Origin of the sequence: Achromobacter sp. MFA1 R4, assembly GCF_900156745.1 — a bacterium.
Classification (GTDB): domain Bacteria; phylum Pseudomonadota; class Gammaproteobacteria; order Burkholderiales; family Burkholderiaceae_B; genus Achromobacter.
Genome location: NZ_LT707065.1, coordinates 3194072 through 3209359, shown reverse-complemented (window position 1 = coordinate 3209359; position 15288 = coordinate 3194072). Strand labels below are relative to the sequence as shown.

Annotated in this window: 13 protein-coding genes; 9 read left to right on the top strand and 4 right to left on the bottom strand. The window is 68.0% G+C overall.

From position 1 onward, the window contains the following. Positions 1-33: 33 nt before the first annotated feature. Both BXA00_RS14540 and BXA00_RS14535 read right to left on the bottom strand, forming a co-directional pair. Positions 34-1374 (bottom strand): replication-associated recombination protein A, encoded by a 1341-nt coding sequence (locus BXA00_RS14540; protein WP_076519126.1) that lies wholly within the window; start codon positions 1372-1374, stop codon positions 34-36. 152 nt (positions 1375-1526) lie between these two features. Then, a complete protein-coding gene (locus BXA00_RS14535; RefSeq protein WP_083714257.1) occupies positions 1527-2318 on the bottom strand; it encodes a deaminated glutathione amidase in 792 nt (263 codons plus the stop codon). A gap of 176 nt (positions 2319-2494) precedes the next feature. Between BXA00_RS14535 and BXA00_RS14530 the strand changes: the two genes are divergently transcribed. From BXA00_RS14530 to BXA00_RS14490, 9 genes are all read left to right on the top strand, one after another. Beyond that, complete coding sequence (locus BXA00_RS14530) at positions 2495-3763, top strand: amino acid deaminase (protein WP_076519125.1); 1269 nt, start codon at positions 2495-2497, stop codon at positions 3761-3763. Positions 3764-3876: 113 nt separating this feature from the next. Next, positions 3877-5436: an ABC transporter substrate-binding protein gene (locus BXA00_RS14525; protein ID WP_076519124.1), complete on the top strand. Its 1560-nt coding sequence runs from the start codon at positions 3877-3879 to the stop codon at positions 5434-5436. A gap of 90 nt (positions 5437-5526) precedes the next feature. Next, on the top strand, positions 5527-6468 hold the full coding sequence (locus tag BXA00_RS14520; protein WP_076519123.1) for an ABC transporter permease: 942 nt from the start codon (positions 5527-5529) through the stop codon (positions 6466-6468). A 1-nt stretch (position 6469) separates the two neighbouring features. Beyond that, positions 6470-7345, top strand: coding sequence for an ABC transporter permease (locus tag BXA00_RS14515; RefSeq protein WP_076519122.1), 876 nt, complete (start codon positions 6470-6472; stop codon positions 7343-7345). A 2-nt stretch (positions 7346-7347) separates the two neighbouring features. Beyond that, complete coding sequence (locus tag BXA00_RS14510) at positions 7348-8355, top strand: ABC transporter ATP-binding protein (RefSeq protein ID WP_076519121.1); 1008 nt, start codon at positions 7348-7350, stop codon at positions 8353-8355. Further along, positions 8352-9350 carry an ABC transporter ATP-binding protein gene (locus BXA00_RS14505; RefSeq protein ID WP_076519120.1) on the top strand — a complete coding sequence of 333 codons (999 nt, stop codon included), beginning with the start codon at positions 8352-8354 and terminating at the stop codon, positions 9348-9350. Before BXA00_RS14510 ends, BXA00_RS14505 begins: the two co-directional genes overlap by 4 nt. Positions 9351-9379: 29 nt before the next feature. Next, on the top strand, positions 9380-10252 hold the full coding sequence (locus BXA00_RS14500; RefSeq protein ID WP_076519119.1) for a MurR/RpiR family transcriptional regulator: 873 nt from the start codon (positions 9380-9382) through the stop codon (positions 10250-10252). Positions 10253-10265: 13 nt separating this feature from the next. Beyond that, complete coding sequence (locus tag BXA00_RS14495; RefSeq protein WP_076519118.1) at positions 10266-11735, top strand: amidohydrolase family protein; 1470 nt, start codon at positions 10266-10268, stop codon at positions 11733-11735. A 71-nt stretch (positions 11736-11806) separates the two neighbouring features. After that, the gene (locus BXA00_RS14490; RefSeq protein ID WP_076519117.1) at positions 11807-12244 is read left to right on the top strand and encodes a RidA family protein; all 438 of its coding nucleotides are present in this window, start codon (positions 11807-11809) and stop codon (positions 12242-12244) included. A 33-nt stretch (positions 12245-12277) separates the two neighbouring features. Here BXA00_RS14490 and lolA read toward each other — a convergent pair whose 3' ends face one another. Both lolA and BXA00_RS14480 read right to left on the bottom strand, forming a co-directional pair. Then, complete coding sequence (lolA, locus tag BXA00_RS14485) at positions 12278-12901, bottom strand: outer membrane lipoprotein chaperone LolA (RefSeq protein WP_076519116.1); 624 nt, start codon at positions 12899-12901, stop codon at positions 12278-12280. Then, on the bottom strand, positions 12901-15285 hold the full coding sequence (locus tag BXA00_RS14480; RefSeq protein WP_092582383.1) for a DNA translocase FtsK: 2385 nt from the start codon (positions 15283-15285) through the stop codon (positions 12901-12903). The genes lolA and BXA00_RS14480 overlap by 1 nt, the downstream gene beginning before the upstream one ends. Between the last annotated feature and the right edge of the window lie 3 nt (positions 15286-15288).

Below are 15288 nucleotides of genomic sequence, written 5' to 3'. Positions count from 1 at the left end.
GGTGAGGTTGCGAGAGGCGACGGGGCTTGCCCGTCACCGGTTCTTGGCACGTTCCTGCGCGTCCAGCTCGCGCAGGAATGCCAGCTTCTGCTGGATTTTAGCCTCCAGGCCGCGATCGGTCGGCCGATAGAAGGAAGGCTTGAGTCCATCCGGGAAATATTGCTCGCCCGCGGCGTAGCCGTGGGGCTCGTCGTGCGCGTAGCGATAGGCCTTGCCGTGGCCCAGTTGCTTCATCAATTTGGTCGGCGCGTTGCGCAGGTGGATGGGCACCGGCGCGCTGCCATGTTCGGCCGCGAATTTGCGGGCCTGGTTGTACGCGTTGTAGACGGCGTTGGATTTGGCCGCGCACGCCATGTAGACCACCGCCTGCGCCAGCGCGAGCTCGCCTTCGGGCGAGCCGAGGCGTTCGTAGATGTCGGCGCCGTTCACCGCCAGGTCGGTGGCGCGCGGGTCGGCCAGGCCGATGTCTTCCACCGCCATCCGCACCAGGCGGCGCGACAGGTATTTGGGATCGGCGCCGCCGTCGATCATGCGGCAGAACCAGTAGAGCGCGGCATCGGGGTTGGAGCCGCGCACCGATTTGTGCAGCGCGCTGATCTGGTCGTAGAAGGCGTCGCCGCCCTTGTCGAAGCGGCGCAGGTTCTGCGACAGCGAGATCTCCAGCCAGGCGGCGTCCACGGTGTCGCGGCCCGCGGCCTGCGCCGATTCGGCCACGACTTCCACCGCGCTGATCAGGCGGCGCGCATCGCCGTCGGCCCAGGCAGCAAGCTGCTCGCGGGCGTCGGGCTCGATGCGGATGGCCTCGCCGGCCTCCAGCCCTTCGTTGAGCGCCTGCACGGCGCGGTCGACGAGCAGCTGCAGTTCCTCGGCGGTCAGCGATTGCAGGACATAGACGCGCGCCCGCGACAACAACGCGGAGTTGACCTCGAACGACGGATTTTCGGTGGTGGCGCCGATGAACGTGAACAGGCCGCTTTCCACATAGGGCAGGAAGGCATCCTGCTGGGCCTTGTTGAAACGATGGACCTCGTCGACGAAGAGGATCGTGCGGCGGCCCTGCCCTTGCGCCACCTGCGCCACGGTCACGGCGTCGCGGATGTCCTTCACGCCGCCCAGCACGGCCGAAATGGCGATGAACTGCGCATCGAAGCCGTCGGCCATCAGGCGCGCGAGCGTGGTCTTGCCCACGCCGGGCGGCCCCCAGAAGATCATGGAGTGCGGACGGCCGGACTCGAAGGCGACGCGCAGGGGCTTGTCGGCGCCCAGCAGATGCGACTGGCCGACCACGTCGGACAGGGTGCGCGGGCGCAGGCGTTCGGCCAGGGGCACGTAGGGCCGATGCGCAGGATCGGCCGCGAAGAGATCGTTGCTCATTGGCAGCAGATGAAGGGAGACAGCAAGGATTTCAAGTCCGCATTACACCATGCCGGACGCCGGCGACCCTGCCGCCCGCCCCCACGGGAAGGCGCCGCGCGTCGCGCACCGTTCCCCCCGTGACCGCGCGGGGACGGCGGACTGGGGCGGACCTACGCCAATTCCGGCGGCGCGAAACGCCGGTTGGCCAGCACGGGCAACACCTTGCGGGCATGGGCCAGCCGCTCGGGGTCGATGTCGGCAAACACCAGGGCGGGCGCTTCGCCGGCCCGGGCCGTGACCACGCCCAGGGGGTCCACCACCATGCTGCAGCCGATGTTGCGTTCGCCGCATTCGCCGGTGGCCGCCACGTAGCAGGTGTTCTCCAGCGCACGCGCCGTGACCAGCACCTCCCAGTGCATTTCCTTGAGCGGGCCGCGCACCCAGGCGGCGGGCAGCACCAGCAGGTCCGCGCCGTCCAGCGCCAGCCGGCGGGCCAGCTCGGGAAAGCGCACGTCATAGCAGGTCATGAGACCCACGCGCAGCCCGGCGATGTCCAGCAGCGGCGGAATCTCGGTGCCGGGGGTGACGTTGGTGGATTCCTTCATGGTGAAGGCGTCGTACAGATGCAGCTTGCGGTACTGCGACAGGATCTGGCCGTCGCGGATCGTGACCAGCGTGTTCCACACGCGGCCGTCGCCCGCCGGGACGTGGACGCACATCATGGTCGCCAGGTCCGAGCCGCGGCTGGCCTCCACGAGGCGGGTGATGAACGGGCCATCCAGCGGCTGCGCCGCCTTCAGCACGATCTGCGGATCGGTGATGTCGCGGGCCAGGATGCCTTCGGGCAGGACCAGCAGGCCGGCGCCGCCGGCGCGAGCGCGTTCCATCAGGTCGACGCAGACCTGCGCATTCTCTTCCCAGACGCGGCTGACGGCGAACTGGCCCAGGGCGACTTTCAGCATGGCTTTTCCTTGGTTGGGGCACGGGCGCGCCTGGGCGGCGCGCGGCATGGACCTATTTTCCCATCGTCGGCGCGGCGCCGGCTACGGGAAACTCCTAGCTCCCGCTTGAAAATTTCTTTCACGATAATTAAAAAAATCATCTGACACGTAAATAATTTCCAAATCGGGCGACCGCCATGACCAACTCCTCCTCCCCCGCAGCGCTTCTGGATGTGAACGGCAAAGGCCTGGGCGCGTTTCCCGAGTCCTGTACCACCGCCGACGTGGCGGCGCTGAACTGGAATCTGCTGGCCGAGGACGTGAGCCTGCCCGTGGCCGTGCTGTACGAAACCCGCATGCGCCATAACCTGCAGTGGATGCAGCAGTTCATGGAGGCCTATCACGTCAGGCTGGCGCCCCACGGCAAGACGACGATGAGCCCGGCGCTCTTCAAGCGCCAGATCGACAACGGCGCGTGGGGCATCACCCTGGCGACCGCGCCGCAGGTCCTGGCGGCCTACCAGCACGGCGTGCGCCGGGTGCTGATGGCCAACCAGCTGGTGGGCCGCGCCAACATGGCCATCATCGCCCGCCTCCTGCAGGACCCGGCCTTCACGTTCTTCTGCATCGTGGATTCGGCCGTCAATGCCGCGCAGCTTGGCCGTTTTTTTGGCGAACAGGGGCTGGTGCTGCCGGTCCTGATCGAACTGGGCCCGGCGGGCGGGCGCACCGGCGTGCGCGACGAGGCGCAGTTGCAGGCGGTGGCCGACGAGATCGCCCGCTGGCCCGGCCTGGCGCTGGCCGGCATTGAAGTCTACGAGGGTGTGCTGCAGGAAGAAGGCGCCATCCGCGCGTTCCTGCGCCGCGCCACCGACGCGCTGCGCGGGCTGGCTGCGGCCGGCCGGCTGCGCAAGCACGGCCCGGCCCTGATCTCCGGCGCGGGCTCGGCGTGGTTCGACGTCGTGGCCGAGGAATTCTCGCAATTGGACATCGGCGGACCGCTGGAAGTGGTGCTGCGTCCGGGCTGCTACCTGTCGCACGACGTGGGCATCTACCGCACGGCGGCCGAACGCATCAACGCGCAGAACCCGGTGGCGCGCAAGATGGAGCCCGGCCTGCAACCCGCCCTGCAGGTCTGGGCCTACGTGCAGTCCCTGCCCGAACCGGGACGCGCCATCATCGCCCTGGGCAAGCGCGACGCCGCCTTCGACGCGGGCCTGCCCACGCCCGCCCTCGTGTACCGGCCCGGCCAGCCGCAGCCCGGTGCCGCGCCCGGCCACTGGAAGCTGTCCGCCATGATGGACCAGCACGCCTTCATGCAGATCGGCGAGTCCGACGACATCCAGGTGGGCGACATGATCGCCTTCGACATCTCCCATCCCTGCCTGACGTTCGACAAGTGGCGTCAGATCCTGCTGGTGGACGAGCAATACGGCGTCACCGGCGTGGCCGAAACCTTTTTCTAGTCCCCCTGCCCGCGGCACCGCGCCTGGCCCCAAGGGGACCCGCAGCACCAGGGCACCCGGCGCTCAACCCATACCACGCGACAACCTGTTTCTGACCCTCTGGAGAGAGAATCATGAACTTCCGACCCTCCCGGCGAGGCGGCGGGCTGAAAAGCCTGCTCGCGGCCGGCGCAATTGGCTTGACCGCTTTGTCGACCCCCGCCCTCTGTGCCACGCCGGTCAAGGGAGGCACGATCTCCGTCGCCACCATCGGCGAGCCGCCCACGCTGGATCCGATGACCAGCACCGCGGACCTGGTGGGCATCCTGACCCAGCACTTCTTCGAAACGCTGTACACCTTTGACGCCAAGTGGAACCTGACGCCGCTGCTGGCCGACAAGATGCCGGAAGTCAGCGCCGACGGACTGGTCTACACGATCCCGCTGCGCCAGGGCATCACGTTCCATGACGGCTCGAAGATGGATTCGTCGGACGTGCTGGCGTCGCTCAAGCGCTGGACCGAGACCGCCACGCGCGGCAAGATGGCCGCCAAGATCATCGCGAACATCGAAGCCCCGGACGCGAACACGATCCGCATCACGCTCAAGCAGCCCTATGCGCCGCTGACCGCGCTGCTGGCCATGAACAATAGCGCCGCGGTGGTCATGCCCAAGGGCAAGATCGCGCCAGCCCTGACCGAATTCATCGGCACCGGCCCCTATCAGCTCAAGGCCCGCGTGCCCGACCAGTACGTGCAGCTGGTGCGCTTTGACGGCTACAAGCAGCGCGAAGGCGAACCCGATGGCTACGGCGGCGCGCGCAAGCAATACCTGGACGAGATCCGCTTCGTGCCGGTCAGCAATGCCAACACCCGCGTGGAAAGCGCCGTGGCCGGCCAGTTCGATTACGTCGACTCGCTGCCCGTGGAGTCCCTGGCCAAGCTCAAGAACGGCCGCTCGGACCCCGTGATGCTCAAGCCCTTCGGCTGGCCCCGCCTGGTGCTCAACACCAAACAGGGCATCATGTCGAATCAGGCCGTGCGCCAGGCGGTGCAGCTTGCCCTGAACGAAGAGGACATGCTGTTCGCGGCCTTTGGCGACAAGAACTTCTACAAGCTCAATGGCGACCTGTATCCGGAAGGCTATCCGTGGGCGACGTCGCTGGGCGGCAAGGTCTACAACAAGGGCGACGCGGCGGCGGCCAAGAAACTGGTGGACGGCGCCAACGTGCAGGACCGCAAGATCCGCATCCTGACCAGCCAGCAGTACGAGTTCCACTACAAGATGGCGCTGGTCGCCGCCGAATACCTGAAGGCCGCGGGCTTCACGGTGGACATGCAGGTCGTGGACTGGGCCACGCTGACGCAGCGCCGCCAGGACCCGGCCGTGTGGGACATCTTCATCACGCACAGCCCCTTCCTGCCCGAGCCGGCGCTGATCGACTTCCCGTCCAAGGACGCGCCGGGCTGGTGGGACACGCCGCGCCGCAACCAGGTGCTGGACGCCTTCAACCAGGCCGGTTCGCAGGAAGAGCGCGTCAAGCGCTGGGCCGACGTGCAGCAGGCCGTGTATGACGAGGTGCCGTTTATCAAGGTCGGCGACTTCAATGCGCAGGCCGCGCGCTCGCCCGCGCTGCAAGGCACGCGGGCGGTGCCGTGGCCGTACTTCTGGAACGCCTGGAAGGCGCCCAAGTAAGCGCCGGCCCGGCGGGCGGCCCCTGCCGCCCGCCGCCGGCACCCGCACGCGATCCGTTCGCGCCCGCGCAATGACTTCTAGGACTCCACCGTGTTGCGTTATCTCTTGAACCGGCTGGTCGGCCTGGTGGCCGTGATGTTCATCGTCGCGACCATCGTGTTCGTGATCATCCGTCTCACGCCCGGCGACCCGGCCGCCGTGATGCTGGGGCCGCAGGCCAGCCAGCAGGACATCGCCGCGCTGCGCACGCAGCTCGGGCTGGACCAGCCCGTGGCGGTGCAGTATGTGTCCTGGCTAGGCAAGCTGCTGCAAGGCGACCTGGGCCAGTCCATCTTCATGAACAAGCCGGTGCTGTCGGCGCTGGCCGACCGCGCCGAGCCGACGATCCTGCTGACGCTGATGTCGCTGCTGATCGCCAGCGCCATCGCCCTGCCGGTGGGTATTCTGTCCGCGGTCAAGCGGGGCACCGCGCTGGACCAGTCGGTGCTGTCGTTCTCGATGTTCACGTCCAGCGTGCCCAGCTTCTGGCTGGGGCTGCTGCTGATGCAGGTGTTTTCGGTGAAGCTGGGCTGGCTGCCGGTGGCCGGGTATGGCGGGCCGGACGCCTCCCTGGCCACGCGCCTGTCGCACCTGATACTGCCCGCCGTGGTGCTGGGCCTGGTGAACTCGGCGCTGATCACCCGCTTCATCCGCGCCAGCATGCTGGATGTGCTGCGCGACGACTACGTGCGCACGGCGCGGGCCAAGGGGCTGCCCGAACGCCGCGTCATCCTGAAGCATGCGGTGCGCAACGCGCTGATCCCGATCCTGACGGTGCTGGGCCTGACCACGGCGCTGCTGATCAGCGGCGCGGTCGTGACCGAAACCGTGTTCGGCCTGCCCGGCGTGGGCAGCCTGGTGGTCTCTGCCGTGCTGCGCCGGGACTATCCCGTCATCCAGGGCGCGCTGCTCATCATTGCGGCGATCTACGTTTTGATCAATCTGTTCATCGACCTGCTGTACCTGGTGGTCGATCCCCGGGTGCGCTACTAGAATGGCTATCGCAACTTCCACTCATAACGGCGCCGGCGCCGACCGCTGGCAAGTCCTGCGCCTGCTCGTAGCGCGCAAGACAGTGCTGATCAGCCTGATCGTGATCGTCGTGCTCACGGTCGCCGCGCTGCTGGCGCCGTGGATCAGTCCGTACGATCCCTTCAAGCTGTCCATCATGAACCGGCTGAAGGCGCCCGGCGCCGCGCACTGGTTCGGCACCGACGACTTCGGGCGCGACGTGTTCAGCCGCGTGATCCACGGCGGCCGACTGTCGCTGATGGTGGGCTTTTCCGTCGTCATTCTGTCCAGCGTGCTGGGCATCGCGCTGGGGCTGGTCGCGGGGTTTTTCCGCACCGCCGACAAGTTCGTGTCGCGGCTGATCGACGCGATGATGGCGTTCCCCGACATCCTGCTGGCCATCTCGCTGGTGGCGGCGCTGGGACCGTCGCTGGTCAATGTGGTGATCGCGCTGGGCATCGTCTACACGCCGCGCCTGGCGCGCATCGTGCGGGCCTCGACGCTGGTGATCCGCGAACTGCCCTTCGTGGAGGCCGCCCGCGCGCTGGGGGTGCCCACCTGGCGCATCGTCACCGTGCACGTGCTGCGCAACCTGGTGTCGCCGATTCTGGTGCAGGGCACGTTCATCTTCGCCTACGCGATCCTGGCCGAGGCGGGCCTGTCGTTCCTGGGCGTGGGCGTGTCGCCCGACATCCCGACCTGGGGCACCATGATCAACGCCGGCCAGCAGTACATGGGCTCGGCGGACTGGATCATGATCTTTCCCGGCATCGCCATCGTGCTGTCCGTGCTGTCGCTGCAACTGGTGGGCGACGGCCTGCGCGACGTCCTCGATCCGCGCCTGCGCAAGGAGCTGTAAACATGACGGCAAGCACCCGAGACATCGTGCTGTCCGTGCAAGGGCTGAAGACCTGGTTCCACAGCCGCGACGGCATCGCCAAATCCGTGGACGGCGTCACCTTCGACCTGGCCCGCGGCGAAACCCTGGCCATCGTCGGCGAGTCCGGTTCGGGCAAGTCGGTGACCAGCCTGTCCATCATGGGCCTCTTGCCCAAGCCGGCCGGCCGCATCGAGGCGGGCCGGATCCTGTTCCGCGACCGCCAGGGCACGCAGCACGACCTGGCCCGCGCGACGCCCGCCACCTTGCAGCGGATCCGCGGGGCCGAGATCGCCATGATCTTCCAGGAGCCCATGACCAGCCTGAACCCGCTGTACACGGTGGGCGACCAGATCGCCGAGGCCGTGCTGCAGCACGAGGGCGGCTCGCGCGCCGCGGCGCTCAAGCGCGCCCGCGAGATGCTGGAGCGCGTGGAGATTCCCGCGGCCGACCGGCGCGTCAACGAATACCCACACCAGATGTCGGGCGGCATGCGCCAGCGCGTGATGATCGCGCTGGCGCTGGCCTGCAACCCGGCCGTGCTGATCGCCGACGAGCCCACCACGGCGCTGGACGTGACGGTGCAGGCGCAGATCCTGGACCTCTTGCGCCGCCTGCAGGCCGAGATGAACATGAGCATCCTGTTCATCACGCACAACCTGGGCGTGGTGGCCGAGATCGCGCATCGCGTGGCCGTCATGTACGCCGGCCGCGTGGTGGAAGACGCCGGGGTCTACGACCTCTTTGAAAAGCCCACGCATCCGTACACGCGCGGCCTGCTGTCCTGCCTGCCGACCGCCGCGCTGCTGGCCTCGGGCGAGCGCCTGCGCGCCATCCCCGGCAACGTGCCCAGCGTGCTGTCCCTGCCTGCGGGCTGTACCTTCGCGCCGCGCTGCCCGCTGGCCGCGGACGACTGCCGCGCCGCCGTGCCCGAACTGGTGACCGTGCAGGCCGAACACCGCGCGCGCTGCATCAAGGTGAATCCGATATGACGAGCAACCCGACTCCGCGCGCCGGCGATCCGCTGGTGCGCATCGAGGACCTGAAGGTCCACTTCCCCACCTCGCAGTCGCGCCACGCACCCGTGGTCCGGGCGGTGGACGGGGTGAGCTTCGAGGTGCCCCGCAACACCATCGTCGGCCTGGTCGGCGAATCCGGGTCCGGCAAGACCACGACCGGCCGCGCCTTGCTGCGCCTGTTCGCGCCCACCGCCGGCCGCATCGTGTTCGACGGGCACGACATCACGACCCTCAATGAAAAGCAGATGCTGCCGTGGCGCCGCCGCATGCAGATCGTGTTCCAGGACCCGTACGCCAGCCTCAACCCGCGCATGACGGTGGCCGAGATCCTGGGCGAGGCGCTGGACACCCACAAACTGGCGCGCGAGCGCCGCGCCGAGCGGATCGGCGAACTCCTGGAACGCGTCGGCCTGAACGCCGACCATCGTCGCCGCTATCCGCATGAATTTTCCGGCGGCCAACGCCAGCGCATCGGCATCGCGCGCGCCCTGGCGGTGGAACCGGATTTCATCGTGGCCGACGAGCCGGTGTCCGCGCTGGACGTCTCGGTGCAGGCGCAGGTGCTGAACCTGCTGCAGGACCTGCAGCGCGACCTGGGGCTGACCATGCTGTTCGTGGCCCACGACCTGGCGGTGGTGGACTACCTGTGCGACGACGTGGTGGTGATGTACCTGGGCCGCGTCATGGAGCGCGGCCCGACCCGCGAGGTCTATGCCCGCCCCCGCCACCCCTACACGCGCGCCCTGCTGTCCGCCGCGCCCGTGCCGGATCCGCGCGCCCCGCGTTCGCGTATCCTCCTGAAAGGCGACATCCCCAGCCCGGTGAACCCGCCTTCCGGCTGCGTGTTCCGCACGCGATGCCCGCACGCCATCGAGGCCTGCGCGGCCGCCGTGCCGCCGGCCGTGGGCGTGAGCGCGGACCATTTCGTGTCCTGCATCCGCCTCGACGATCCCGCGCTCGCGGCCTAGGCCCGCCCGATTTGATCCAGGAAACCCACATGAACATCATCCGCGACATCGTCTTCCAGATACGCAGTCGGCGGGACGCATTGAGCGTGACCGAACGCAAGGTGGCCGACGCCATCCTGGACGACATCATCTGGAGCGCCAGCGCCACCGTCGACCAGTTGGCGGCCAAGGCGGGCGTCAGCATCGCCACGATCTCGCGCTTCGCGCGCACGGTCGGCTGCGACGACACGCGCGACCTGAAAATGAAGCTGGCGCAGGCCAGCACGGTGGGCAGCCGCTTCCTGGATCCCAGCGCGCCGGCCGAGGAAAGCACGTTCTACGCGCGCATCTACGCCGACATCGAAAGCACGCTGCGCGCGCACCTGCCGACCTTCACCGAGCCGCTCTTCGAAGCGGCCGCGTCCATCGTGGATGGCGCGCGCATGATCTACGTCTTCGGCATGGGCGGCGCGTCGGCCGTCCTGGCGCAGGAAGTCCAGTCGCGCCTGGTGCGGCTGGGCTATCCCATCGCCGTGTACAGCGACGCCGTGCTGCTGCGCATGGTGGCGGCCACGCTGGACGAGCGCGATGCGGTGCTGGTGCTGTCGGCGTCGGGCCTCACGCCCGAAATCGTCGGCGCGGCGCGCATCGTCAAGCAATACAACGCGCGCATCGTCGCCATCACCGACGCGTCCTCGGAGCTGGCCGGGCTGGCCGACGTGGTGCTGCCGATCCGCACCGACGAGACCGACTTCATCTACAAGCCGTCCGCCTCGCGCTACGCGATGATGCTGGCCATCGATCTGCTGTCGACCGAACTGGCCATGCTGAACCAGGAAGAAAACCGCGAACGCCTGCGCCGCATCAAGCTGGCGCTGGACGAGCACCGCGGCGGCCCGAACCGCCTGCCGCTGGGCGATTGATCTGGAACCCAAGATGTACGACACCCTCATAGGCAACGTCCGGATCCTGGACGGCTCCGGCGGCCCGGAAATCCGCGCCAGCGTGGCGCTGGCCGACGGCCGCATTGCCGCCATCGGCGACCTGCCCGGCGCCCCGGCCCGCCAGATCGTCGACGGCACCGACCTGGCGCTGGCGCCCGGCTTCATCGACGTGCACACCCACGACGACACCAACGTCATCCGCACGCCGGACATGCTGCCCAAGCTGTCGCAGGGCGTGACGACCGTGGTGGTGGGCAATTGCGGCATCAGCGCGTCGCCCGTCACGCTGCGGGCCGACCCGCCGGACCCGATGAACCTGCTGGGCAAGCGGGAAGATTTCCAATACCCCACCTTTGCCGACTACACCCGCGCGATCGACGCCGCGCGCCCCGCGGTGAACGTGGCCGCGCTGGTGGGCCACACGGCCTTGCGCAACAACCACATGGACCGGCTGGACCGGTCCGCGACGCACGACGAAGTGATGGCGATGCGCGCCCAGTTGCGCGACGCCCTGGCGCACGGCGCGATCGGCCTGAGCACCGGCCTGGCGTATGCCTCGGCGTTCGACGCCGACACGGCCGAGGTCAAGCTGTTGGCCGAGACGCTGGACGAGTTCGGTGCGCTGTACACCACGCACCTGCGGTCGGAGTTCGCGGCCATCCTGGAGGCGATGCAGGAGGCGTTCGACATCGCGCTGCATGCCCGCGTGCCGGTGGTCGTGTCGCACCTGAAGTGCGCCGGCGCGGGCAACTGGGGCCGCACGAAGGAGGTGCTGTTCAAGCTGGAGAACGCGGGCCGCATGCAGCACGTGGGCTGCGACTGCTATCCCTATTCCGCCAGCTCGTCCACGCTGGACCTCAAGCAGGTCACGGACGAGTTCGACATCGACATCACCTGGTCCGAGCCGCATCCGGAACAGGCCCGCCGCAAGCTGGCGGCCATCGCGGCCGACTGGGGCGTCACGTTGCTTGAGGCGGCGCAACGCCTGCAGCCGGCGGGCGCCGTCTATCACAACATGCACGAGGACGACGTGCGCAGCGTGCTGTCGCACCGGCTCACGATGGTGGGCTCGGACGGCCTGCCGAACGACCCCATGCCGCATCCGCGCCTGTGGGGCGCCTTTCCCCGCGTGCTGGGCCATTACAGCCGCGACGTGGGACTGTTCCCGCTGGCGCAGGCGGTGCACAAGATGACGGGTCTGTCGGCCGCGCGCTTCGGCCTGGCCGAGCGCGGGCTGGTGCGCGAGGGTTACCACGCGGACCTGGTGCTGTTCAACCCAGACACCGTCATCGACCGCGCCACCTTTGCCGCGCCGGTGCAGACCGCCGCAGGCATCGAAGGCGTCTGGGTCAACGGCGTCCTGTCGTATCGCAAGGGCCAGGCCACCGGCGAGCGCGCCGGCCGCTGGCTGCCGCGCAATGGCGACCTGCGCGCGTCGTATCCCGAGTTACCGGCGGCCTAGCCACGGCCGCCATTGATTACCAGCGGCGTCGCCACGGCCGCCTTTGGACATCCCTACCAGGAGAACCTCCCATGAGCGCTACCCCCACCCCCGACAACAACGGCATCACCCGCTACGGCGTGGCAGGCGGCACCGGCCAGGGCGGCTCGCACATGCCCTTCGCCCGCGCCGTCGCGGCCGACGGCTGGCTGTACGTTTCCGGCCAGGTGCCGATGGACAACGGCGAAGTGATCGAAGGCGGGATCGTGGCGCAAAGCCACAAGGCCATCCAGCAGGTGCTCGCCATCCTGAAGGAAGCCGGCTACGGCCCCGAACACGTCGTGCGCTGCGGCGTCTGGCTGGACGACGCCCGCGACTTCGCGTCGTTCAACAAGGTCTTCAAGGAATACTTCGGCGAAAACCCGCCCGCGCGGGCGTGCGTGCAGTCGAGCCTGGTAGTGGATGCAAAGGTGGAAGTGGATTGTGTGGCGTATAAGGGCCCCCACGCCGCGCCCACTAACGTGGGCTAGCTGCCCCCCGAGGGGGCTGCCCCCACGCCGCCCCTACATCTTCACCACATCCACACCCTTGGGCGCGGTGAACTGGAATTCCTTGGCGGGCAATTGCGGATTGGCCTGGATGCCCGACAGGTCCACGCGGGTGGTCTGGCCGAATGAGTCCAGCAGTTCCACGCGCACGGGCAGGTTGTCTTTCATGCCGATGTCGACGCGGGAAAAGCCGGCGTCTGCCGTGCGCGGCTTGGCGCGCAGCCAGTCCACGCCGTCCTTGGCCGGCAGCGCGGAGACATCGAAGGATTGTTCGAGCGAGCCGGACCCAAAGAGGATCGCGGCCGGCGAGGTGCCGATGGCGGCGTCGACCTTGCGCTCGGTGACCTGGGCCAGGTCAGGGTCATACTGGAACACCTGGCGGCCGTCGGAGATGACCAGCTGTTCGTAGGGCTTTTGCACGGCCCACTTGAACTTGCCGGGACGCTGGAACGAAAACACCCCGGTCTGCGCGGGCTGCGTGCGGCCCTGGTTGTTCACGGTGTACTGCGAGAACGAACCGGTGGCCGACGTGACCGTGGACACGAAGGCGCGCAACTGTTCCTGCGCGCTGGCGGCAAGCGCCAGGGCCGGCGACAGGCCCAGCAGCGCGACGGCGGCCAGGCGGGTAAACGTCTTCATCATGCTTCCTCTCGGGCGGCGGCAGCGGCGGGAACGAGGATCTCGCGGTTGCCATTGGACTGCATCGCCGACACCATACCCGATTGCTCCATCTGCTCAAGTAACCGGGCCGCACGGTTGTAACCAATCCGCAGATGCCGCTGCACCAGCGAGATGGACGCGCGGCGGTGCTTGAGCACGACCTCGCAGGCCTGGTCGTACATGGGGTCCGATTCCGCATCGCCGCCGATGCCGGTGACGCTGCTGGCGCCCTCGGCCCCGTCGCCTTCCAGCCCGCCTTCGAGCAGGCCTTCCACGTAGTTCGGTTCGCCCTGCGCCTTCAGGCTTTCGACGACGCGGTGGACCTCGTCATCGCTGCAGAAGGCGCCGTGCACGCGCACCGGCAGGCCGGTGCCCGGCGGCATGTACAGCATGTCGCCCTGGCCCAGCAGGGTTTCCGCGCCCATCTGGTCAAGAATGGTGCGCGAGTCGATCTTGGACGACACCTGGAACGCGATGCGCGTCGGGATGTTGGCCTTGATCAGGCCGGTGATCACGTCCACGCTGGGACGCTGCGTGGCCAGAATGAGATGGATGCCGGCCGCGCGCGCCTTCTGGGCCAGGCGGGCGATGAGTTCTTCGATTTTCTTGCCGACCACCATCATCAGGTCGGCCAGCTCGTCGATGACGACCACGATGGTGGGCAGCGGCGCCAGGGGCTCGGGCTGGTCCGGAGTCAGCGAGAACGGATTGGGGATCGGCTCCTCGCGCTTGATGGCGTCGCGGATCTTGGTGTTGTAGCCCGCCAGGTTGCGCACGCCCATCTTGCTCATGAGGCGATAGCGCTTTTCCATTTCGCCGACGCACCAGTTCAGCGCGTTGGACGCCTGGCGCATGTCGGTGACGACGGGCGCCAGCAGATGCGGAATGCCTTCGTAGACGCTCATTTCGAGCATCTTCGGATCGATCAGGATCAGGCGCGTGTGCGAGGCGTCGGCCTTGTAGAGCAGCGACAGGATCATGGCGTTGATCCCGACGGACTTGCCCGAACCGGTGGTGCCCGCCACCAGCAGGTGAGGCATCTTGGCCAGGTCGGCGACCACCGGATTGCCGGCGATGTCCTTGCCCAGCGCCATGGTCACCACCGAATGGCTGGCATGGTAGGTCTGCGAGCCCAGGATTTCGGACAGACGCACCATCTGGCGGCGCGGATTGGGCAATTCCAGGCCCATCAGGTTCTTGCCCGGAATGGTTTCCACGACCCGGATGCTGACCAGGCTGAGCGCGCGCGCCAGGTCCTTGGCCAGGTTGACGATCTGGCTGCCCTTGACGCCGGTGGCCGGCTCGATTTCGTAGCGGGTGATGACCGGGCCGGCCTGCGCGGCCACCACGGTGACCGAAACGCCGAAGTCGGCGAGCTTCTTTTCGATCAGGCGCGAGGTGAACTCGATGGTCTCGGCCGAGACGGTTTCCTGGTTGTTCAGGGGCGGATCCAGCAGGCTGATGGCCGGCAGGTCGCCTTCGGCGCCAGGCGCGGGCGCGAAAAACAGCGACTGCTGCTTTTCCTTTTCGACGCGCTCGGACTTGGGCACCACGGTGATGGCCGGCTCGATGCGGACCGGCTGCTCGTGCACCAGCTTTTCCTGCTTGGCGACGACCTGCTCATTGCGCACGGTCTTGGCGACTTCGCCGACCTTGCGGTCCTGGCGGGCGGTATAGGAATTGCGCACCTTGCGGACCAGGCCTTCCAGCCAGGCCCCCACGCGCTCGGCGACCGCGAGCCAGGAGAACGAGAAAAACAGACTGAGTCCGATCGCGAGCATGACCAGGAACGCCAGCGTCGCGCCCGTGAAGCCGATGCTGTTGCCGATCAGGTCGGACAGCATCTGTCCGATGACCCCGCCCGCGCCGCTGGCGGTTTCGGATGCGCCGGGCAGATGGGTGCCGCGGCTGGCCAGCCGCAGGGCTTCCATGCCCAGCGATCCGACCATCAGCAGGAAAAAGCCGATGCCTTCTTCCCAGTGGACGCGCGGCAGCACTTCGGGCTGCTTGCTGTTGGCCACGCGCAACTGCGCCGCCAGACGGCGGTAGCCGGCGCGCACGCGGTGCAGCAGCAGGACGACCCACCACCAGGCCGAAAAACCGAACAAATAAAGGAGGATGTCCGCCAGATAGGCGCCCAGCCGGCCGCCCTGGTTGCGCACCACGTCGCCCGGCACCGAGTGCGACCAACCGGGGTCGGACGCGCTCCAGGTGGCGAGCACCAGGGTAAGCCAGGCCGCCAGGGCGGCAAACAGGATCCAGCGGGCTTCGCGCAGCAACGCGGAAATGCGCGTTTGCAGCGGCGAGGGTCCGTTGCGGGTGTTGCGCGAGGCGCGCGGAGAAGCAGTGGAGATACGCGGCATGCG